This is a genomic window from Pseudomonas sp. Irchel 3E13 (assembly GCF_900187455.1).
Lineage (GTDB): Bacteria > Pseudomonadota > Gammaproteobacteria > Pseudomonadales > Pseudomonadaceae > Aquipseudomonas.
The window spans coordinates 217,904-238,805 of the sequence record NZ_FYDX01000004.1; the positions used below are offsets into that span (position 1 = coordinate 217,904).

Annotated in this window: 16 protein-coding genes and 2 pseudogenes; 13 read left to right on the forward strand and 5 right to left on the reverse strand. The window is 64.0% G+C overall.

Annotation, left to right across the window (positions count from 1 at the left end; all coding sequences use genetic code 11):
• Window positions 1-72 precede the first annotated feature (72 nt).
• Complete coding sequence (locus CKW37_RS07910) at window positions 73-687, reverse strand: LuxR C-terminal-related transcriptional regulator (protein WP_095155130.1); 615 nt, start codon at window positions 685-687, stop codon at window positions 73-75.
• Window positions 688-854: 167 nt separating this feature from the next.
• Between CKW37_RS07910 and CKW37_RS07915 the strand changes: the two genes are divergently transcribed.
• From CKW37_RS07915 to CKW37_RS07960, 11 genes and pseudogenes are all read left to right on the forward strand, one after another.
• On the forward strand, window positions 855-1,343 hold the full coding sequence (locus CKW37_RS07915) for a dimethylamine monooxygenase subunit DmmA family protein (RefSeq protein ID WP_095155131.1): 489 nt from the start codon (window positions 855-857) through the stop codon (window positions 1,341-1,343).
• Complete coding sequence (locus tag CKW37_RS07920) at window positions 1,340-2,260, forward strand: PDR/VanB family oxidoreductase (protein WP_095155132.1); 921 nt, start codon at window positions 1,340-1,342, stop codon at window positions 2,258-2,260. Before CKW37_RS07915 ends, CKW37_RS07920 begins: the two co-directional genes overlap by 4 nt.
• Window positions 2,261-2,278: 18 nt before the next feature.
• On the forward strand, window positions 2,279-3,295 hold the full coding sequence (locus tag CKW37_RS07925) for a DUF3445 domain-containing protein (RefSeq protein WP_095155133.1): 1,017 nt from the start codon (window positions 2,279-2,281) through the stop codon (window positions 3,293-3,295).
• A gap of 28 nt (window positions 3,296-3,323) precedes the next feature.
• A complete protein-coding gene (locus tag CKW37_RS07930) occupies window positions 3,324-4,454 on the forward strand; it encodes an aminomethyltransferase family protein (RefSeq protein ID WP_095155134.1) in 1,131 nt (376 codons plus the stop codon).
• Between the two features lie 35 nt (window positions 4,455-4,489).
• Window positions 4,490-5,344 carry a formyltetrahydrofolate deformylase gene (purU, locus tag CKW37_RS07935; protein ID WP_095155135.1) on the forward strand — a complete coding sequence of 285 codons (855 nt, stop codon included), beginning with the start codon at window positions 4,490-4,492 and terminating at the stop codon, window positions 5,342-5,344.
• 198 nt (window positions 5,345-5,542) lie between these two features.
• A complete protein-coding gene (locus tag CKW37_RS07940) occupies window positions 5,543-6,940 on the forward strand; it encodes an NAD(P)-binding domain-containing protein (RefSeq protein ID WP_095155136.1) in 1,398 nt (465 codons plus the stop codon).
• Window positions 6,941-6,970: 30 nt separating this feature from the next.
• The gene (locus tag CKW37_RS07945; RefSeq protein ID WP_095155137.1) at window positions 6,971-9,313 is read left to right on the forward strand and encodes a DUF1989 domain-containing protein; all 2,343 of its coding nucleotides are present in this window, start codon (window positions 6,971-6,973) and stop codon (window positions 9,311-9,313) included.
• Between the two features lie 467 nt (window positions 9,314-9,780).
• Window positions 9,781-10,113 (forward strand): annotated as a pseudogene (locus tag CKW37_RS33560) (PAS domain-containing protein); the annotation flags it as partial.
• Window positions 10,093-10,356 (forward strand): annotated as a pseudogene (locus CKW37_RS33565) (methyl-accepting chemotaxis protein); the annotation flags it as partial. The pseudogenes CKW37_RS33560 and CKW37_RS33565, both read left to right, overlap by 21 nt.
• Window positions 10,357-10,543: 187 nt before the next feature.
• Complete coding sequence (locus CKW37_RS07955) at window positions 10,544-11,905, forward strand: ammonium transporter (protein ID WP_095155139.1); 1,362 nt, start codon at window positions 10,544-10,546, stop codon at window positions 11,903-11,905.
• Between the two features lie 11 nt (window positions 11,906-11,916).
• Window positions 11,917-12,096: a hypothetical protein gene (locus tag CKW37_RS07960; RefSeq protein WP_095155140.1), complete on the forward strand. Its 180-nt coding sequence runs from the start codon at window positions 11,917-11,919 to the stop codon at window positions 12,094-12,096.
• 115 nt (window positions 12,097-12,211) lie between these two features.
• On the opposite strand, the gene CKW37_RS07965 is transcribed toward CKW37_RS07960, so the two are convergent.
• Complete coding sequence (locus tag CKW37_RS07965) at window positions 12,212-12,553, reverse strand: multidrug efflux SMR transporter (protein WP_095155141.1); 342 nt, start codon at window positions 12,551-12,553, stop codon at window positions 12,212-12,214.
• Window positions 12,554-12,619: 66 nt separating this feature from the next.
• Window positions 12,620-13,939: an ammonium transporter gene (locus tag CKW37_RS07970; RefSeq protein ID WP_095155142.1), complete on the reverse strand. Its 1,320-nt coding sequence runs from the start codon at window positions 13,937-13,939 to the stop codon at window positions 12,620-12,622.
• Window positions 13,940-14,342: 403 nt separating this feature from the next.
• On the opposite strand from CKW37_RS07970, the gene CKW37_RS07975 reads away from it, so the two are divergent.
• Complete coding sequence (locus tag CKW37_RS07975) at window positions 14,343-14,996, forward strand: hypothetical protein (RefSeq protein WP_095155143.1); 654 nt, start codon at window positions 14,343-14,345, stop codon at window positions 14,994-14,996.
• 214 nt (window positions 14,997-15,210) lie between these two features.
• Window positions 15,211-17,343, forward strand: a complete 2,133-nt coding sequence (locus CKW37_RS07980) for a TonB-dependent siderophore receptor (RefSeq protein ID WP_095155144.1) — start codon at window positions 15,211-15,213, stop codon at window positions 17,341-17,343.
• A 167-nt stretch (window positions 17,344-17,510) separates the two neighbouring features.
• Here the strand turns inward: CKW37_RS07980 and CKW37_RS07985 are convergent, their stop codons facing one another.
• Complete coding sequence (locus CKW37_RS07985) at window positions 17,511-19,472, reverse strand: DUF262 domain-containing protein (protein WP_095155145.1); 1,962 nt, start codon at window positions 19,470-19,472, stop codon at window positions 17,511-17,513.
• The gene (locus tag CKW37_RS07990; RefSeq protein WP_095155146.1) at window positions 19,465-20,823 is read right to left on the reverse strand and encodes a DUF262 domain-containing protein; all 1,359 of its coding nucleotides are present in this window, start codon (window positions 20,821-20,823) and stop codon (window positions 19,465-19,467) included. Before CKW37_RS07990 ends, CKW37_RS07985 begins: the two co-directional genes overlap by 8 nt.
• Window positions 20,824-20,902 lie beyond the last annotated feature (79 nt).

Consider the following 20,902-nt stretch of genomic DNA (forward strand, 5'->3'; position numbering starts at 1 on the left):
ACAGGGTTCTGCGCTCAGCCGGCACCCTGTGTCGCTTGCCAGCGATGAGGCCCCGTCAGCCCCGCAAACCTCTCAGACCAACCGCTCGAAAATCGCCCCCTCCACCCCCAACACCTCGCCGCTGCTGGAGTAGATCCCCACCCCTGTCTCCCAGACATCCTTGATCCGCCCCTGCGCGCAGCGGATGCGGTAGCTGAGCTGATACGGCTCGTGCTTGAGCAGCGCGCACTGCACGCAGTACCAGATGTAATCGGCGTACTCATCAAGGATCAGCGAGCCGAAACTGCGCTGCGGGTTGCTGGTGAGGTAGTCGGCGGGGTAGCCAGTCAGGGGCATGCAGCCGGCGCTGACGTACTCCATGTACCAACTGCGGTCGTTCTTGCCGCGGTAGATCAGGCCCGGCAGTTCATTCAGCAGGCCAAGGGCGAACGGAATCGGTGCAGCCGGCGCCGTGGTTGCACGCTCAGCGGGCACGCCACGGTGCACCCGTGTCGCCAGTGCCAGGCGCGATTCCATGCGGAATTTGCGCAACAGGTTACGCACGTAGATTTTCACGGTCCCGTCGCTGATCCCCAGCTCCCGGGCGATCTGCTTGTTACTCAGGCCCGCGCCGATCAGCGTCAGGGTCTGGCCCTCGCGCTCGGTGAGTGCGTCCCGGCCGGGCATCGACAGCGTGGCGTTGTCCATCCCTCTACTCCTGCAACCCTGGGGAATTGCCTGAGGGATAGCAACTTCCATGCCCTTTCATGGCGACTACTCCTTTTGGCATACCTCCTCTAGCGGATTGAGCGAAATTTCTTGCGGGGAAATTATTTACCCCACGAAGAAACACGACTTCATCCGCCGAGGTGTCCATGAGCAGTGTCGCCACCGTCCATCCGTTCAGCGTCCCGTGCTATCCGGCCAGTCCGTCCCGCCCTGCCATCGATCTGCTGGTGACCCGCGCCAGGGACTCCCAGATAACAGACGAACGCCAATTGGTGCTGACCGACTTCGCCGACAGCGCCGCCCTGCACCACGCCCTGAGCAGCCGCCTGGCCCAGGCCCGCTGCGGCCTGCGCCTGGAACTGCGCGGCGACGAAGCGTTTATCTGGCCGCTGCACGCCGTGGCACGGCAAGCCGGCCTGCAAGACGACGAAATCGTCCTCAGCCATGTGCAAGGCAGCCGCCTGGTGTTCTGCGTGCACTGCGCCCGCTGCCAGCCCGCCAGCCCCGAAGACAGCCTGGTCTGCGGCCACTGCGGTGTGCACCTGGAGGTGCGCCGCCACTTCTCGCAACGGCTGGGCGCCTACCTCGGCGTCTGCGCCGATGCCGAGCAACCGTTCGCCGAGGTGCGCCCATGATCGACGTCCGTATCGCCGCCATCCGCGAACTCACCCCGGTGATCCGCGAGTACCGCCTGGAAGCCCTGACCGGCGAGCTGCCCGGTTTCTCCGCCGGCAGCCATGTGCAAGTGCACCTGCCCAATGGCCGGCGCAACGCCTACTCGCTGCTGGGCGACCCGGCCGACCGGCGCCAGTACCGCATCGCCGTGCGCCATCAGGACGCCTCGCGCGGCGGCTCGCGTTTTATCCATCAGGAAATGAACGCCGGCGACCAGCTCGCCATCAGCGCCCCGGCCAATCTCTTCCCGCTGTACAGCAAGGCGCGCCAGCACCTGCTGGTGGCGGCCGGCATCGGCATCACGCCGTTCCTCGCCCATAGCCGCGAACTGCTGCGCCGTGGCGAAGACTTCGAACTGCATTACGCCTACCGCGCCGGCAGCAGCGATGCCTACCTGACCGAACTGCGCGCGCTGGTTGGTCCGCGTCTGCATGAATACCCCAGTGGCACCCGGCGCTTGGACCCCGCCGCCCTGCTGCGCGATCGCCCGCTGGGCGCCCACGTCTACAGTTGCGGCCCGCAATCGCTGTTGCTGGCTATCCAGGAGCAGGCCGCCGCCTTCGGCTGGAGCCCACGCAGGGTGCACAGCGAAGCCTTCGCCGCGGCGCAACCCGGCCAGCCGTTTCGCGTCGAGCTGCTGCGCAGTGGCCGGCACCTGCAGGTCAGCGCCGAGCAAAGCCTGCTCGAAGCCCTCGAAGCCGCAGGTGTGGAGGTGCCCAACCTGTGTCGCGGCGGGGTGTGCGGCCAGTGCCAGACGCCGTACCTGAAAGGCGACGTCGAACACCGCGACCACGTTCTCGCCGCCGCCGAGCGCGCCAGCAGCCTGATGCCCTGCGTATCCCGCGGCTGCGGCAGCCCGATCCTGCTCGATATCTGACCCCGGAGACGCCACGCCATGACCCTGACTTTCACGCCGAACGAAACCTACCGGGACGACTTCAGTTTCCACAACAGCGCGGCGGCCATCGCCCGCTTTCCCTTCCCGTTCCCCGAAGACCAGTACATGTACTCGGTGAACATCGAGCCGGCGGTGTCCCGCGATCCGGGTTCGGTGTTCGAACACACCTTCGATGTGGACGAGCACTACGTCTCGGAAATGGCCGAGCGCGCCCGGGTGCTGGAACAGGACCCGGAGCGCTGCATGGTCATGCCGCACATGGTGCCGGCGGCCTGGGACATCCTCGAAGTGCTGATGGAACACCTCGCCCGCGACTACCCGGAACACTTTCAACTGACCCGCCACGGCGACGCCTGGCACTGGCGCAACCTGGCGCTCGGTATCGACCAGCGCTTCACCTACGGCGACCCGACCACCCTGCCCTGCGAACCACTGGAATACATCACCCGGCAGATGCAGGGCGATTTCGCCCTGCTCGACCAGCGCGACAACGACCTGTTCATGGACGCCGGCATGGTCACCTGCCCGGCGGACTGGTCGCTGCGCTTCGACGCCGGCATGAGTTTCAAGCAATGGCATTCGCCGGTGCCGATCGCCAACCAGATGGGCGTATTCGACCGCGCCCTCAAGTACCTGGTGAACATCCAGGTCGGCCAGCCGGTGCGCCGGCTGAACTGGACCCTAACCATCAATCCGCGCCTGGACACCTCGCCCGAAACCTTCCATCAGTGGGGCAGCGATCGCGGCAAGGTCACCGCCGACAACGCCGGCGAGCTGGTGCACCTGCGCGTGGAGCTGCAACTGATGCTGCGGCTGCCGCGCTCCAACGCGCTGCTGTTCGGCATCCGCACCTACCTGATCAGCCTGGATGAGCTGGTCACCAACCCGGCCTGGGCGCAGCGCCTGCACCGGGTGATCCGCGACCTGCCCGAGGCCATCGCCGACTACAAAGGCATGACCCGTTACCGCCAGCCGCTGGTCCAGTGGCTGAGCCGCTTCGACCCCGAAGCCTGACCCCGATTCATCACAAGAGGAATTTCCCATGAGTAACTCATGGCGCATCAGCGCGCTCCGCGAACGCCACCTGGCCCTTGGTTCGAAGCTGGAAGACTGGAACGGCATGGGCACCGCCTGGACCTACGCCAGCGACCTGGCCGATCACCACGAGGCCATTCGCACCCACGCCGGCTTGATGGACGTGTCCGGGCTGAAAAAGGTCCACTACGTCGGGCCCCATGCCGAAAGCCTGCTGCAGTACGCGACCACACGGGATATCGCGAAGCTCTATCCGGGCAAATCGGTGTACGCCAGCCTGCTGGATGAGGACGGCACCTTCGCCGATGACTGCATCGTCTACCGCACCGGGCCCAACGCCTTCATGGTGGTGCACGGCGCCGGCATCGGCCACGAAATGCTGATCCGCTCGGCCCAGGGCCGCCAGGTCGCGGTGCTGTTCGACGACGACCTCCACGACCTGTCGCTGCAAGGGCCCAAGGCGGTGGACTTCCTCGCCGAACACGTTCCCGGCATCCGCGACCTGCCGTACTTCCACCACCTGCAAACCAAGCTGTTCGACCGCCCGGTGATGATCTCCCGCACCGGCTACACCGGCGAGCGCGGCTACGAGATCTTCTGCAAGGCCGCCGACGCCCCGCTGATCTGGGACAGCATCCTGGAAAAAGGCCAGGGCCACGGCATCATCCCGTGCGCCTTCACCGCCCTCGACTGGCTGCGGGTCGAGAGCTACCTGCTGTTCTTCCCCTACGACAACTCGCAGATGTACCCCTTCGCCGACCAGAAAGCCGGCGACACCCTCTGGGAGCTCGGCCTGGACTTCACCGTGTCACCCGGCAAGCGCGACTTTCGCGGTGCCGGCGAGCATTACCGGCGCCAGGGCCAGGAGCGCTTCAAGATCTTCGGCGTGCTGCTCGACGGCCATAGCGCCGCGCAGAACGGCGACACCCTCTGGCACGACGGTCGTCAGGTCGGCGTGATCACCTGCGCCATGTACTCGCGCCTGACCGAACGCGCCATGGCCATCGCCCGCGTCGAGCCGCACATCGCCAGCCAGGGCCTGCCCCTGGAAGTACGCGGCAGCCTCGTCGCCAAGGCCATCGCCCACAGCCTGCCGTTCGACGATCCCGAGAAGAAAAAGCGCACCGCCAAAGGCTGAACGCTTCCGACCTTGCCTGCACGAGAACCACCGACATGACCCACTACATCCTCAAGATCAGCTGCCCGGCAACCTCCGGCATCGTCGCGGCGGTCACCACCTACCTGGCGGGCCGCGAGTGCTACATCAGCGAACTCGCGCAGTTCGACGACGAACTTGCCGGGCGCTTCTTCATGCGCGCGGTGTTCCGCTTCAACGACGGCGTCAAGCCCGACCTGGACGCCCTGCGCCAGGGCTTCGTCGACGTCGCCGTGCCCTTCGCCATGGACTGGGACCTGTTCGAAGGCAACCGGCCGATGCCGGTGCTGCTGATGGTCAGCAAATACGACCACTGCCTGGCCGACCTGCTCTATCGCCACCAGAAAGGCGAGATGGACATGCGCATCACCGCCATCGTCTCCAACCACCTCGACCTGCGGCCGATGGCCGAGCGCGAGGGCATCCGCTTCGTCTACCTGCCGGTGACCAAAGACACCAAGACGCAGCAGGAAGCCGCGCTGCTGCAACTGGTGGAAGAGACCGGCACCGAGCTGGTGGTGCTGGCGCGCTACATGCAGATTCTGTCCGATGACCTGTGCCGGCAACTGTCTGGCCGGGCGATCAATATCCACCACTCGTTCCTGCCCGGGTTCAAGGGCGCCAAGCCCTATCACCAGGCCTACGCCCGCGGCGTCAAGCTGATCGGCGCCACCGCGCACTACGTCACCTCCGACCTCGACGAGGGCCCGATCATCGAACAGGAAGTGCAGCGCGTGGACCACGCCTGGCTGCCCGACGACCTGGTCAGCATCGGCCGCGATACCGAGACCGTGGCCCTGTCCCGCGCCGTGAAATACCACCTGCAACACCGGGTGTTTCTCAACGGCGAACGGACCGTGATTTTCCGCTGATACCGCGCGCCACACGAGCGATGCAAAACCTGTAGGAGCGAGCTTGCTCGCGAAGGGCCCTCACTGACCGGCCTGGACAGTTTCAGTTGCCGAGGCTGGGGCTGCGTTGCAACGACCTTCGCGAGCGAGCTCGCTCCTACAGAACCCCTTGAACCAACAAGTGATGTTCTTCCGAGAAAACTCACATGGAGTACCCCCATGAAACTGCGTGTTGCCATCATCGGCGCCGGCCCCTGCGGCCTGGCCCAGTTGCGTGCCTTCCAGTCGGCCCATGCCCAGGGCGCCGAGATTCCCGAACTGGTCTGTTTCGAAAAACAGGCGGACTGGGGCGGCATGTGGAACTACACCTGGCGCACCGGCCTGGACGAACACGGCGAGCCGGTCCACGGCAGCATGTACCGCTACCTTTGGTCCAACGGGCCGAAGGAATGCCTGGAATTCGCCGACTACAGTTTCGACGAGCACTTCGGCCGGCCCATGGGTTCCTACCCGCCGCGCGAGGTGCTGTGGGATTACATCCAGGGCCGCGTGGAAAAAGCCGGCGTCCGCCCGTGGATCCGCTTCAACACCGCCGTGCGCGACGTGCATTTCGACGCCGAGAGCCAGACCTTCAGCGTCACCGCCCACAACTACGCGCAAGACCTGACCTACAGCGAAACCTTCGATTACGTGGTGGTCGCCAGCGGCCACTTCTCCACGCCCAACGTGCCCTGCTTCCCCGGCTTCGAGAGCTTCGCCGGCCGCGTACTGCACGCCCACGACTTCCGCGATGCCCTGGAATTTCGCGGCAAGGACGTTCTTATCGTCGGCGGCAGCTACTCGGCCGAAGACATCGGCTCGCAATGCTTCAAGTACGGCGCCCGCAGCATCACCAGTTGCTACCGCAGCGCACCGATGGGTTACCAGTGGCCGGAGAACTGGGAAGAAAAACCGCTGCTCACCCATGTCAAAGGCAGCACCGCATTCTTCATCGACGGCAGCAGCAAACACGTCGACGCGATCATCCTCTGCACCGGCTACAAGCACCACTTCCCGTTCCTGCCGGAAGAACTGCGCTTGAAAACCGGCAACCGCCTGTGGCCGCTGAACCTCTACAAAGGCGTGTTCTGGGAGCAGAACCCGCGGCTGATCTACCTCGGCATGCAGGACCAGTGGTACAGCTTCAACATGTTCGACGCCCAGGCCTGGTACGCCCGCGACGTGATCCTCGGGCGCCTCGCCCTGCCCGACCCGCAACGGATGCAGGCCGAAGACCTGGCCTGGCGCGAGACAGAAGAAAAACTCGAAACCGCCCAGCAGATGTTCGAGTTCCAGGGTGAGTACATCCGCCAGTTGATCGAGGCCACCGACTACCCGAGTTTCGACATCGCCGCAGTGAACGAAACCTTCCTGAAATGGAAGAAAGACAAGTACGAAAACATCATGGGCTACCGCGACAAATGCCACCGTTCACTGATCACCGGCACCCTCGCCACGCCGCACCACACCCCTTGGCTGGAAGCGCTGGACGATTCCCTGGCGGCCTACCTGGCCGATGACCCGCGCAGTGCGTTGAAGACGCCGGACCCGGTCCCCGGCGCGATGACCCCCTCGTAAGCGCGCAACCCCTCAGCCAAGGAGCCTTGCATGCAAAACCCCGTGATATCCCGGCCGCTAGAGCCGGCGCTGTTCGCCCGCGCGGCGAGCCTGGAACGCCACCGCGTCGCCCCCGGCGGCTTGACGGTGATTGGCCTTGAACCGGGCGACCGGCTGGAGGTGATCGACCTCGAAGGCGACCAGCGCGCCGAGTTGCTGGCCTTCGCCGGCAGCCGCCCGGCGCTGGGCGCCCTCGGCCTGCGGCCAAGCCCCGACACCGGTTTCATCAGCCACCTGCTGCACGACGGCAGCCGCGAAGCCGCGTACATGACCGAGGGCCTGGTGCGGCGCGGTATCGACTGCCGGCACCTGCCGGAGGCCGCGCGACTGTGGCCCGCCGGCACGCCGGCTAATCACAGCCGCCGCTTCCATGCCGCCGAGGCGCTGCTGGTGATGGTGGCCGCGCCCGGCGGGCCGATCGCCGTCGACAGCCAGGCGCGGGCCAGCGAGCTGCGCCTGCTGATCCACCGGGCCAATCCGCGCAAAGCCCTGGCGCCGCCGCTGCCCGCACCGCTGGGCGAGGTGGTGGACGAGTTCACCATTCGCCCAGGCTCGGCGCGGGACTATGCGGTACGTGCCGGCCAGTACATCCAGGTGCTGGACGTCGCCGGGCGGCAGTGCTCGGACTTCGTCGCCTTCGACCGTCGCGGCCTGGACGCCGGCCGCGAAATCGACCTCGACCCGACCGTGACCCGCACCCTCAACGGCAGCGCCTATCCAGGGCCCGGCCTGTATAGCCGCTTCTACGACCGCAACCTGCAACCGATGCTGGAAGTGGTGCGCGACACCGTGGGCCGCCACGACACCTTCGCCCTGGCCTGCACCGCGCGCTACTACGAGGCGCAGGGGTACTTCGGCCATGACAACTGCAGCGACAACCTCAGCCGTGCCCTCGCCGCCCACGGCGTGACAGGTCGCCCCGGCTGGCCGGCGATCAATTTCTTCTTCAACACCGGGGTCGACGCCCACCAGCACCTGACCCTCGACGAACCCTGGTCGCGCCCCGGCGACTACGTGCTGCTGCGTGCCATGACCGACCTGGTCTGCGCCAGCAGTTCCTGCCCGGACGACATCGACCCGGCCAACGGCTGGCTGCCCACCGACATCCATATCCGTGTGTATAGCGAAAAGGAGCGTTTCAGTATCGCCATGGCCACTCGAAAAACGCCCGACGCCGACCCGGTGCTGACCCGCGAAAGCGGCTTCCACCCCGGCACCTCCGCCCTCACCCGCCAGTTCAGCGAATACCGCGGCTTCTGGACCCCGACCCAGTTCGACGGCTACGGCACCCTCGCCGAATACCACGGTTGCCGCGAACGCGTGGCGGTGATGGACCTCTCCGCCCTGCGCAAATTCGACGTGCTCGGCCCCGACGCCGAAGCCTTGCTCGATCACTGCCTGACCCGCGACGTGCGCAAGCTGGCGGTGGGTCAGGTGGTCTACAGCGCGATGTGCTACGACCACGGCGGCATGCTCGACGACGGCACCCTGCTGCGCCTGGGCGCCGATGCCTTCCGCTGGATCGGCGGCGAAGACCACGCCGGCGACTGGCTGCGCGAGCAGGCGGCGAAGCTGGGCATGAAGGTGTGGGTCAAAAGCGCCTCGGAACAGATCCACAACATCGCCGTGCAAGGCCCGCTGGCCCGTGCCCTGCTCAAGGAGATGATCTGGACCCCGGGCACCCAGCCGAAACTCGAAGACCTCGGCTGGTTCCGCTTCCTCACCGGGCGCCTGGACGACTACAACGGCCCGCCGCTGATGGTCTCGCGCACCGGCTACACCGGCGAACTGGGCTATGAAATCTGGTGCCACCCCAGCGACGCCCTGCGCGTGTGGAACCGTGTCTGGGAGCTGGGCGACCCGCTGGGGTTGGTCCCCCTCGGCCTGGCGGCACTGGACATGCTGCGCATCGAAGCCGGGCTGATCTTTGCCGGCTACGAATTCTGCGACCAGACCGATCCGTTCGAGGCCGGCATCGGCTTCTGCGTGCCGCTGAAAAGCAAGCAGGCCGACTTTATCGGCCGCGAAGCCCTGCTGCGCCGGGCCGCCCATCCGCAGCAGAAGCTGGTGGGCCTGGAACTGGACGGCAACGAACCGGCGGCCCATGGCGATTGCGTGCGGGTCGGCCGGGCCCAGGTCGGGGTGATCACCAGCGCCACCCGTTCGCCGGTGCTGGGCAAGAACATCGCCCTGTGCCGCCTCGACGTCGCCCACTGCGAGCCGGGCACCCGCGTCGAAGTGGGCAAGCTCGACGGCCAGCAGAAGCGCATCGGCGCAACCGTAGCCGCCGGCACCGTGGCCTATGACCCGGACAAAAGCCGGGTGCGGGCGTGAGGACGAAACTGGAGGAGAAATTGCTAGGTGTAAGTCGAGGGACTGTCCCCACCGTCAAGGAGTAGCGAGCGATGTGGTTCAGCAAAGCGTCCAGTGAACTGGCCAATGAAGTCAGCCAGTGGCTTGAACACCTGTCCAGCAACGGCGGCGGCGCGCTCAATCCGCCGGTTCTGCAGCGTCAGCCGCGCTTGGCCGGCGCCCTGCAGCACCTGCAACGGGATTGGACGGAGCTGCAGCGGGTCCGCCAGCAGGCCGAGCGCCAACCGCCGCCGCCCTGCACCGCCGAGGAGCACGCTGCCCTCGAACGTCGCGTGGCGGAAGCCGAAGCGCGGGCGGCGGCCCTCGTCGCCGAACGCGACGACGCCGAACAGCGCTGCCTGACCCTGGAGGCCGAGCGGCAGCGCTGGGACGAAGAACGCCAGGTCTGGGACCTGACCAAGCGCACCCTCACCGAAGGCTGCTGGGCGATGAACGTGGTCAACGGCGACCCGGACCATCCGCAGAACGTGATCCGCTGGTCCGAGCAGTTCCGCAACCTGATCGGCTACAACCGCGAAACGTTCCCCGATGGCTGGGACAGCTACTTCGGCGTGGTCAACGCCGACGACCTGAAGAACGTCATGAAGGTATTCAACAGCGCCATGGTCGACAGCCAGGGCGACGGCCTGTACGCCGTGGAATACCGCATGCGCCACAAGACCCGTGGCGAAGTCTGGTTCCGCGAGCGTGGGCGTTGCCTGCGCGACGCCCAGGGGCGGCTGACCTGGGTGACCGGTGCAGTGCGGGAAATCAGCGACGAGAAAACCGCCGCCTCGCTGCATGACCGCGAGCAGGCCAGCATCCAGGCCACCTACGGGCAGATCGCCCAGGTCGCCGGGGTGATTCGCGGGATTGCCGAGCAGACCAACCTGCTGGCGCTGAACGCCGCCATCGAAGCGGCCCGCGCCGGCGAAGGCGGTCGCGGCTTCGCCGTGGTGGCCGATGAAGTACGCAACCTGGCGCGCCGGACACAAGAGTCGGTGCAGCAGATCCAGACCATGTTGCAGAGTCAGTGACACAGCATCGCTGCGGTTCGGCGCCCCGACTAGCTCGCTCCTACGCGATTTCTGTAGGAGCGAGCTTGCTCGCGAAGGACCACCAAGCAACAAATCCAAAAACAAGAAACCAGCGTCGTCCCCTTCCCTCTGCCCACCACAACTATTCCAGCGACAACGCATCGAGGATTGAGTGATGGAAGAACAGAAAACGCCGACCCTGGAGGAACTCAAGGGTCTGATCGAGATGACCAACACCCTCAATATGGAAATCTTCTATTGGTGGTGCATCGCCCTGATGATCCTGATCCACGCGGGGTTCCTCTCCTACGAAATCGGCGCCTCGCGCCTGAAGAACGCCCTGGCCGCCGGGGTGAAGAACATCCTCGCCTTCGGCTTCATCGTCCCCACCTTCTTCCTCTTCGGCTGGGCCATCTACAACGCCTTCCCCGACGGCCTCGTGCCGCGCATGGACGCCCTCGCCGCGGCCATGCCGTGGAGCCAGAGCATGGGCCCGAACATCAAGGACAACGCCACCGGGATTTTCTGGGGCGCCTTCGCCCTGTTCGCCGCGACCACCGGCTCGATCCTCTCCGGGGCCATCATCGAGCGGGCGCGGATGAGCGCCTTCATCATCATGACCATCCTGCTCGGCTCGGTGCTGTGGCTGTTCGGCGCCGCGTGGGGCTGGCACCCGGAAGGCTGGCTGACCGTGAAGTGGGGCTACCATGACGTCGGCGCGGCGGGTGTGGTGCACATGATCGCCGGCTTCTTCGCCCTGGCGGTGGTGATCAACCTCGGCGCCCGCATCGGCCGCTTCAACCCCGACGGCAGCGCCAACGCCATCGTCGGCCACAGCATGCCGATGAGCGTGGTCGGCTTGATGCTGATCATCGTCGGCTTCTTCGGCTTCCTTGGCGGCTGCATCATCTACAGCTCGGGCGCGCAGTGGATCAACATCTACGGCGCACCCACCACCCTCTCCGCCTTCGCCTTCAACACCCTGATGGGCTTCGCCGGCGGCCTGATCGGCGCCTACCTGACCAGCCGCGAGCCGTACTGGATGATGTCCGGTGGCCTGGTCGGGATCATCTCCGTGGCCCCCGGCCTTGACCTCTACCACCCCGGCCTTGCCTACCTGATCGGCATGGGCGTGGCCGCCGTGGCGCCGCTGGTGAACAACCTGCTGCTGAAATTCCGCCTCGACGACGCCGTCGGCGCCTTCGCCGTGCATGGCTTTGGCGGCTTCGCCGGGCTGGTCATCAGCGGCATCTTCCTTGCTGGCTACCCGAACATGAACGGCATGGCGCCGATCAGCTTCTTCGGCCAACTGGGCGGCGCGGTGGTGATGGCGGCGCTCGGTTTCATCCCCGGCTACCTGGTCTCCTGGGCACTGAAGAAAGCCGGCGTGCTGCGGGTTCCGGCGCATGCCGAAGAGCGTGGCCTGGACCTCACCGAAGTCCCGGCCCAGGCCTACCCGGAATGGAGCGGGATCTATGGTGAGCCGGTCAGCAAACCCAAGGCGAACCTGATCGCCGAAAGCAAAGCCACTGTCTGAGGAGCAACGCCATGAGCATCAGTACCTACGAAGGCGCCAGCGCCGTGTTCACCTTCGCCGACAAACCGGTCGTGCTCGGCTTCATCACCCTGGTGGTGGTGGCGGCTACCCTGTATGCCCTGGTGACGACGTTTGTGCATGAGAAACACAGCTATGCGATGCCGGATGAGGAGTTGCCGAAGCTGAAGTGACGCCCGAAAAATCGCGAGCGAGCTCGCTCCTACAGGACCCTGTGGGAGCTGGCTTGCCAGCGATGGTGCCGGCCTCATCGCTGGCAAGCCAGCGCCCACAGAGCGCCTGCATCGTTCAAACAGCCTGCCCTTCTCCCACCAGCTTCAACCCGACAATCCCGCCAACAATCATCAACAGACACAACCCCTTCAGCACTCCCAGCGATTCCCCCAGAAACAGGCTGCCATACACCACCGTCCCCAGCGTGCCGATCCCCACCCATACCGCATACGCCAGGCCCAGCGGCAACTCGCGCACCGAGAGGCTCAGCAGGTAGATGCTCAGCGCCAGGAAAAACCCGCAATACAGGCTCGGCCACAGCCGGGTAAAGCCTTCGGTGCGGGGGATGATCGAGGCGTAGAACACCTCGCACACGCCCGCGAAAATCAGGTAGCCCCATCCATTCAACCCGCCCATCGCACCACTCCCTCGATCCCAATGAAAACGCCGACGCAAGGCGTCGGCGCGGGGTTTTCGCAACATTCAATTCGAGTACTTGTAGCCCACCTCGCCGTGGGCGGAGAGGTCCAGGCCATCGACCTCGGCTTCTTCATCCACACGCAGGCCACCGCACAGCGCTGCCGCCAGCTTGAAGGCGACCCAGCTTGTGACCGCGGAAACGCTGATGCTGAACAGGATCGCGCCGGCGTTGATCGACAACTGTTCCATCAGGCCACGCCCTTCGGCGAAGCCCTGGCCACCAATCGCCGTCAATGCGAACACCGGAGTCAGCAGGCCACCCAGAATGCCGGCCACGCCATGCACGCCGAACACATCGAAGGCGTCGTCCAGGCCGATCATCGGCTTGAGTTTATCCACCGACCAGACGCACACCGGACCAGCGATCAGGCCCAGCAGAATCGCGCCCATGGGCCCGACATAACCGCACGCCGGGGTGATCGCCACCAGCCCGGCGATGGCGCCGGAGATCGCGCCGAACAGGCTCGGCCGGCCGCGGTGCTGCCACTCGACGAGGATCCAGCCCAGCGCCCCGGCGCAACTGGCGAGCATGGTGTTGACCATCACCAGCATCGCGAAGCCGTTGGCCGCCAGCGCACAACCGCCGCAGAACCCCAGCCAGCCGACCCAGAGCATGCAGCCGCCGGTAAAGGTCATGGTCATGTTGTGCGGCGCCAGCGCCGAGGTGCCGAAACCGCGTCGACGCCCAAGCATCCAGGCCCCGACCAGCGCGGCGATACCGACGTTGAGGTGCACCACATTGCCGCCGGCAAAATCCTGCACGCCAAGGTTGAACACCCAGCCGCCGCCCCAGGCCATGTGCGCCATGGGGATGTAGTTGAGGGTCAGCCAGATCGCCATGAACACCAGCACCGCGCTGAACTTCATGCGTTCGGCGAAGGCGCCGACGATGATCGCCGGGGTGATCGCGGCAAACAGCAGCATGAACAGGAAGTACAGGTATTCGGGGATGGTGCCGACCACCGTGTCCTTGGTCACGCCGCTCATGAACAGCTTGTCGAGACCGCCGAGCACCGCTTGCAGCGAGCCGCCGTCGGCGAAGGTCAGGCTGTAGCCATAGACGGCGAACAACACCGCCATCAGCGACGAGGTGCAGAACACCTGCATCATGATCGACAGCACGTTCTTGCTCCGCGCCATGCCGCCATAGAACAGCGCCAGACCCGGCAGCATCATCAACAGCACCACCAGCGAGCACAACGCCACGAAGGCGGTGTCGCCACTGTTGATCGCGGGCGGCGCGTCCTCGGCCAGGGCCGCAGTCGCGCTCAACATCAGGGAAAGGCCCAAGGTACCGCGGACCACAGGTGAAAACCGGATCATTGCCCACTGCCTCCAATCGATGGGGATGCCTGCACCCCGTGCTCGGATGACGGGTCGGCATTCGGGTGCCTCGGGAAGAGCATCCTTCCGCGTGGCTGTTGAGTTGCCCCATGGACAAGGCAATTGGCCTGCCAAGTTCTTCGCTCAGCTTTCATCAAGATTCAAGCAGATGATTTAAAAGACTTTTATTTGAAATTTCGGCGGGAAGACGGTCTTTTTAGTATTTCCCTGAGGGAAAGTTAGTTTCTTTTTGTGCAACTTTTAAGTGCACTTCACCGTGAAGGTGCTTCACTCCGGACGGCCCGCTTCAGCCTCGTGCACCGCCGCTCGAATTCCCGAGGCAGCCGAAGAGGCATCACCTTGATATCATCGTCCAAAACCAAGGACTGGAGAGTCTTGAGCAATGACTACGAACGTTGATATCGCCGCCACGCTACACCGTAAATATGGCGTGCTGGTCGAGCCCTCCTCGCTGAGCGACGAGGTGGTCCAGCGGCTGGCCAAGAAGATCAACTACCCGCGAATCACGTCCTGGCAAACGCTGAAGGACTGGAGTGACCGGGTGCTCGGCGAAGGCGAGTCCGTGCGTTTTCTGCTTCCGCAGTCGCCAGGCCGCAACACCCATTTCGGCACGCTACGCTTCCTCAGCGAAGAAGCCCGGGAATTGGTCGAGCATATCGCCGAGCGTCAGGTGGACCAGGCGATCGGTCAACTGGAGGAAGCCGAAGAGGACGTCGATTTCGACGATGAAATCGAGGCCGAAGTCGCCGTCTTCGCACCCGGCGCTGCGGAAGTTGAAGCCATCACCTCGAGCGCGCAACGCGGGCTGAATACCTTGCACGCCCTGCTCGAAGAAAGTGACCGCTGGGAACCGGTGATTGCCGCACGCATCGAAGACCTGCTCAAGCAGCACCGCGGCACAGAAGAAGTGGACACGCTGAGCGTGATGAGCGCGCTGCTGGACCAACTGAACAAGCCGATCAAGGCGATCCGCGAACTGAACGAAAAGCGCTCGGCTGACGTAGCCCGTTCGATGGCGCCCACCGTAAGCAACTAAGCCAAAACGCCTCCCGCCAGGCCGGTAATCCGGCCTGGCATCTCTACGCTAGAACCGCGTAACACCCTCTATTCCAAGACATTTTTCTGTCTGACCCATCAAGTTTTCTGGCATACCATCAGTTTAAAAAGTATTTGCAAATGCGAATTATACGCAGATACTATCGCCCGCCTTTCTCGTTGTCCTATAACCTCCCGCCAGGATTTCAAACTCGATGCGTCGCACGATCGTCTCGCTGTGCCTGCTCCACGCCATTCCTTCGCTGGCTTTGGCTGCCCAGTCCCCCGAAAACGCCACCGGCAACGTCCAGCTCGACGCGGTGAACATCAACGCCGACGCCGCCGACTACGAGCGCGCCGACGGTCCGGTGCAAGGCTACAAAGCCACCCGTTCCGCCAGCGCGACACGCACCGACACGGCGCTGCACGAAACCCCGCAATCGATCAGCGTGGTGCCGCGGGATGTGCTGGAAGACACCGCGTCCACTCGCCTGCAGGACGCCCTCGACTACGCCGGCGGCGTGGGCCGGGCCAACAACTTCGGCGGCCAGGGGCTGACCACCGTGACGGTGCGCGGCTTTACCACCGGCGAGTACTACCGCAACGGCTTTCCGATGAACCGCGGCTACCCCAACGCCCCGGACGCCAACAGCGTCGAGCGCCTGGAAGTGATTCGCGGCCCGGCCACCAGCCTGTACGGCCGTGGCGATCCTGGCGGCACCTTCAACGTGGTCAGCAAGCAGCCACTGCCGGAAAGCAAAGTCACCCTCGGCAGCCAGTTCGATGACCAGGGCATGCACCGCGCCACCCTCGACGCCACAGGCCCGCTGAACCAGGACGGCAGCCTCGCCTATCGCCTGAACATCCTCGGCGAAGGCGGCGACAGTTTCCGCGACGATGTCGAGAGCGAGCGCTACGAAGTCGCGCCGGTGCTCAGCTGGCAGGTCAACGACGCCACGAAGATCATCTTCGAAGGCGACTTCATGCGGAACAACCACCCGCTGGACCGTGGCCTGACCCGCTACACCACCCAGACCGGCAGCGCCTCGCGTGACACCAACATCTGGGAAAAAGGCAGCGACAACCTGCTGCACAACGACAACGACATGGCCCAGTTGCGTTTCGAACACGCCCTGAACGACAACTGGACCCTCGGCGGTGGCTTCCAGTGGCTGGACGGCACCCTGCAAGGCAACGCCGTCGAAGCCAACGGCGCGCCGGCGGACGGCCGCACCCTGCAGCGCAACTTCAACTGGCGCAAGCTGGACTGGACCGACCGCGATTACCAACTGAACCTCACCGGCCACTTCGACACCGGCGGCTTCGCCCACACCTTGCTGACCGGCGTGGAATACGAAGACTACGACTACCAGTCGATCATCCTGCGTTCGTCCGCCGCCGTCGGCACCTACCCGATCGATATCTACAACCCGGTGCTGGGCCAGCCGCGCCCGGCCCTGACCCGCACCACCACCCACGACCAGGAAAACCTCAAGACCTGGGCCTACTTCCTGCAGGATCAGGTAGCGCTGACCGAGCGTCTCAAGGCGCTGGCGGGTGTGCGCATCGAACGCTTCGAGCACCACTACGACAACTACCTGCCGGGCACCAAGGGTTGGGAAGCTGCCGAGAACGCGGTGACACCGCGCTTCGGCCTGATCTACGACCTGACCGACAGCCTCGCGGTCTACGCCAACACCGCGCGCTCGTTCAAGCCCAACAGCGGCGCCAGCCTGCAAGGCGACGGCTTCGAGCCGGAAAAGGGCAAGTCGTATGAACTGGGAATGAAGTGGGAAGCGCTGGACCGCCAGCTCAGCGTCGACGGCGCGATCTACCACATCGTCAAGGAAAACGTGCTGACCCGCGACCCGACCGACCCGAACTACAGCATCGCCGCAGGCGAGATACGCAGCCGTGGCCTGGACCTCAACATCGCCGGCAACCTCACCCCCGAGTGGCGCGTGATCGGTGGCTACGCCTACGTCGATGCCGAAGTGAGCAAAGACAACCGCCTGCCGACCGGCACCCGCCTGGCCAACATCCCGCGCAACAGCTTCAGCCTGCTCAACACCTACGAATTCCAGGACGGCGTCGCCAAGGGTCTGGGCCTGGGTGTGGGAGTGAAATACGTCGGCGACCGCAACGGCCAGACCGAAGCCGTGACCTACACCATGGAACGCTACAGCGTGGTTGACCTGTTGAGCTTCTACAAAGTCAACGAGCACGTGCGGCTGAACCTGGATGTGAAGAACGTCTTCAACAAGGGGTATGACGAAGGCGCGTTCAACACCTACGCCTATCCGGGTGCACCGCGGACGGTGCAGGTGGGGGTTGCGTATACCTTCTGAGTAGGCTGATGGCCTCATCGCCGGCAAGGCCGGCTCCCACAAGAGGGTGGCTGACCTCGCAATAGAGGCCAGACAAAACCTGTGGGTGCTGGCTTGTCGGGCGCCGAACCGCAGCGATTGCGCCAGTCCATTCACCACCGCTATCGCTGGCGACCACGCCTTCTGAATCACCGCACCAGGCTGTTGCGCAACACCGCCAGCATCTCGTCCTCATGGTTCTCGATCGTAAGCTTCGCACCCCAGTTATCCGACACCATCATCAGGTACTGCTTGATACTGTCGATCCCTTGCTGGTGGTAGTGATCCTTCTTCGCCTTCGGCATGTAGTTACTCAGCTTCGAGTTTTTGCTGTGGCTGATCAGGCACAGGTTGCCGAAAGCGTTGACCCGGCTTTTCGGCAGCCTGAGCTGCTCTGAGAGCGGGTTCTGCGGATAGTAATGCTCCACCGAACTGCGGAAGGTGAACACGAAGTCGCGGATCTTCTGGTCGCTGCCTTTCTTCTGCTCCCACAGCAGATAGTCGAGGTAGTTGAACACCAGGTTGTTCTCGATGACGCCGTACGTCAGCCGGCTAGCGAGCACCTGGTTTTGTTCCACTCCCTCCCGACACGTTTCCTCGTTCGCGTAGATCAACGCGTAGTAACCCGCCTTGTCTTCCGGCGCCGCGAGCACCCGGTCGAACACGAATGAGCAGGCGATCATTCGCAATGCCGCCAGGTATTCACCCGCCTCCACTGGGTCTCGTTGCCGATACAGATAGCGCAACGCGGCGGTCAACCAGTACTTGTAGACCTGGCTCGGAGCGGACACATGCAGCGCGCTCGACAGCATCAGGATGCTGCGATTGATGCCGATATCCTCCTCGTCTTCACCAAAGGTGTTGACGTAGCTGATCGCACGCTTGTCCGAGTACTTGAAGCGTTTCAGGCTCCAGCCGTCCGTTGCATTGTGAAATTCGCGCTTGATCACGTAGTGGTCGTAAAGCCATTTGCAGCGCAACAGGGCAAGCACGAAACCCTTTACCCGGTCCGGGTCACTGCCTTCGAGTACATGCGCCTCGAATGCGGGCAGCAATTGCTTGTCATCCAGCGTCAACCGTACCGAACCCGATTCGCCCATCCAGACCTGCAACACCTGCAAGAGGAAGTTGGGGAAGTTGATGACCGAACTGAAACGTTCGGGCGCGCCGTCGTCTTGCTCTTCCTTGTGCTTGTCACTGGTGCTGACAGGCATTTCGAGAATGCTGGTCAGCGTCAGCCTGACGCCCTGATCGAGGGTATCGGAATGCGTGTCCGCTACCGCCAGCAAGGCGCTCAGATCATCGAAGCGCTCGACATTCAGCAGGCCACCTTCATTGATGAACAGCCGTTCTCGCACCACCGGACCGAAGCCCATTTGCACGTACTTTTCCATGTTCGCGCAGGCTTCCCAGACCTGGTGCAGGCAGGTTTGGGCAGCAGGCTCTTTCTCCAGCACCTTGAGCAACCGCGCCTTGAGCACTTCGTGTTTCTCAAGCTGCTCACCGCGGTTGTTCATGACTTCGAAGTAATGGTTCAGATCAGTACCTACGGGCACCTCGACCCGCATGATCTGCACATGGGTGAAGAGGTAATCGGCAAATGCCGACAGCTCCACCGCGTCGCCCAACAACCTTGGCACCAACTCGCGGATCAGCCGATAGCCCGCTAGGATGCCACTGTTGATTGCCTCGGCCGGCATGCCCTCGGTGCCATCGGCATCACCTTGTGCTGCGGCAATGGCGGCGAAGGTATCGGTGGAGCGCGGGCGGTTCTCGAACTCGATTCGAGGTGCATCCAGCCAGTCCAGCGCCGTCGGCAAACGCTTTTTCAGGTACAGCATCAACAGGGACAGGGTGGTCAGCCGCTGCTGGCCGTCGAGCGTCTCGAACAGCGCCGTACCGGCCCTTTCGCGGCGGTCGACCACCAGCGAGCCCAAGTAGTAGTTCTTCGTGCTACGGCCCCGGTCCTGCATGGCATCGAGGACGTCCTGAATCAGTTGCGAGATCTCCGCCTCTTCCCACGCGTAATTACGCTGGTACATGGGGATCAGGTAGTGCGCGCTGCCATCGAGCAGTTGCCGAGTGGACAGCTGGAGAATGGGCTCACTCATGGAAATTCATGTCCTTGAACAGTTGCAGCAACTCAGGTTCCTTTCTTGTGCTCACCACCATCGGCAACGGATGGGCAAGAAAATCCCGGGGCCGTGACAAGTTCTGAATCACCCGAAACAGATTGTTGGCCAGTGCATGGTTGTCCACCGTGGCCAGGTGCACCGCGTGCCGCTCCAGGCGCAGGCGATAAGCCCAGACGAACGCCTTCTCGATCGCACGGGAGATGTCCTCCAGGCCGAAGGTGTCGATGTAGTAGACAAGCAGGCAGTCGAACAACCCGCGCACATAGCGATCGCCGGTGCGGCTGCGGCCTTTGTAGGTGGCGAGGGTGGCGAGAATGGCGCGGGCCTGAGGCGCCAGCTCCGCCGTCGTTTGCAGCGCCTTCAACTGCCGCAGCGCGCCGACCTGGCGCTGGTAATGCACGGCCATTTCGAAAAAACGCCGGCCGTTGATGATGGTCTGGTCGAGGTGGAAGGGAAACGCAAGCGCATCGTCGGAGCCGGCTGGCAGCGCACGGTTCTGCTGGTCCACCCACTGGTGGGTCATGCGCAGTTGTGCCGCGTAGGGATACTGCGCCGGGTCGGCAAGGTTGACGCCCTTGAACAGGCCCACATCCTCCTTGCCGAAGTAGCGCGCGGATTCACCCTTGGCCCAGCGCCGGATCCGGTACAGGTAGTTCTCGAACAAGCGGGCCAGTTGGTCGCTGTCGTTGGCCTCCCAGCCGGCGACCACACTGGCCTTGAACGCATCATCAGCCTGATCGAATTCCCGCAGGTGATACGCCTTGAGCAGGTCATGGGGTTCGAGGTCGCGCCCACGGGCATTCTGCGAATCGAAGAACTGAAAAGCCTCGGAGATATCACCCAGGGAGAAGCACACCACCTCGCAGCGGTTCAGCAGGAAATCGATGTGCGCCTCGCTGAAGTCGCCGGACTGCACCAGGCGGCAAATCGCCTGGTAGTTGCGCTGGAGATTGCGAATCGAGGTCTGGCTGGTGAATTCGGGATTGCTCAACCCGTCCTTGAGCTGGACGAGTTGCTCGCGCAAATCGCGCGACTCCAGCTCATCCAGGCGGTGGGCTACCAGCGCACGCACAATCAGCATCAGCGTCAACGTGCGCTGTTGCCCGTCGACGATGTTCAGTTCGCCGTCATTGCGATGGAACACCAGCGTGCCGAGGCGATACGGGTGCTCGCCGGCGAAGGTGGCGAGGTCGTGGAAGAGCTGGCCGAGGTGTTTTTCGGTCCATTTGTAGGGGCGCTGGTACACGGGAATGTCCAGTTGCAGGGACAGAAGCTGCGCCACCGTGCGAACGTGCAGGTGGAGAGGCTCCGGAACGTGGGCAGTCATGGGGTCGGTCCTTGATCGTTGGTAGTGCCGCCGCAAAGGGTAAGGCAGGCGCATGCTCGCCGATACCCGCGTCAGCATA

Coding starts and splice junctions, on each gene's coding strand:
- CKW37_RS07910 (WP_095155130.1), bottom strand. CDS start 687: ATGGACAACGCCACGCTGTCGATGCCCGGCCGGGACGCACTCACCGAG.
- CKW37_RS07915 (WP_095155131.1), top strand. CDS start 855: ATGAGCAGTGTCGCCACCGTCCATCCGTTCAGCGTCCCGTGCTATCCG.
- CKW37_RS07920 (WP_095155132.1), top strand. CDS start 1,340: ATGATCGACGTCCGTATCGCCGCCATCCGCGAACTCACCCCGGTGATC.
- CKW37_RS07925 (WP_095155133.1), top strand. CDS start 2,279: ATGACCCTGACTTTCACGCCGAACGAAACCTACCGGGACGACTTCAGT.
- CKW37_RS07930 (WP_095155134.1), top strand. CDS start 3,324: ATGAGTAACTCATGGCGCATCAGCGCGCTCCGCGAACGCCACCTGGCC.
- purU (WP_095155135.1), top strand. CDS start 4,490: ATGACCCACTACATCCTCAAGATCAGCTGCCCGGCAACCTCCGGCATC.
- CKW37_RS07940 (WP_095155136.1), top strand. CDS start 5,543: ATGAAACTGCGTGTTGCCATCATCGGCGCCGGCCCCTGCGGCCTGGCC.
- CKW37_RS07945 (WP_095155137.1), top strand. CDS start 6,971: ATGCAAAACCCCGTGATATCCCGGCCGCTAGAGCCGGCGCTGTTCGCC.
- CKW37_RS07955 (WP_095155139.1), top strand. CDS start 10,544: ATGGAAGAACAGAAAACGCCGACCCTGGAGGAACTCAAGGGTCTGATC.
- CKW37_RS07960 (WP_095155140.1), top strand. CDS start 11,917: ATGAGCATCAGTACCTACGAAGGCGCCAGCGCCGTGTTCACCTTCGCC.
- CKW37_RS07965 (WP_095155141.1), bottom strand. CDS start 12,553: ATGGGCGGGTTGAATGGATGGGGCTACCTGATTTTCGCGGGCGTGTGC.
- CKW37_RS07970 (WP_095155142.1), bottom strand. CDS start 13,939: ATGATCCGGTTTTCACCTGTGGTCCGCGGTACCTTGGGCCTTTCCCTG.
- CKW37_RS07975 (WP_095155143.1), top strand. CDS start 14,343: ATGACTACGAACGTTGATATCGCCGCCACGCTACACCGTAAATATGGC.
- CKW37_RS07980 (WP_095155144.1), top strand. CDS start 15,211: ATGCGTCGCACGATCGTCTCGCTGTGCCTGCTCCACGCCATTCCTTCG.
- CKW37_RS07985 (WP_095155145.1), bottom strand. CDS start 19,472: ATGAGTGAGCCCATTCTCCAGCTGTCCACTCGGCAACTGCTCGATGGC.
- CKW37_RS07990 (WP_095155146.1), bottom strand. CDS start 20,823: ATGACTGCCCACGTTCCGGAGCCTCTCCACCTGCACGTTCGCACGGTG.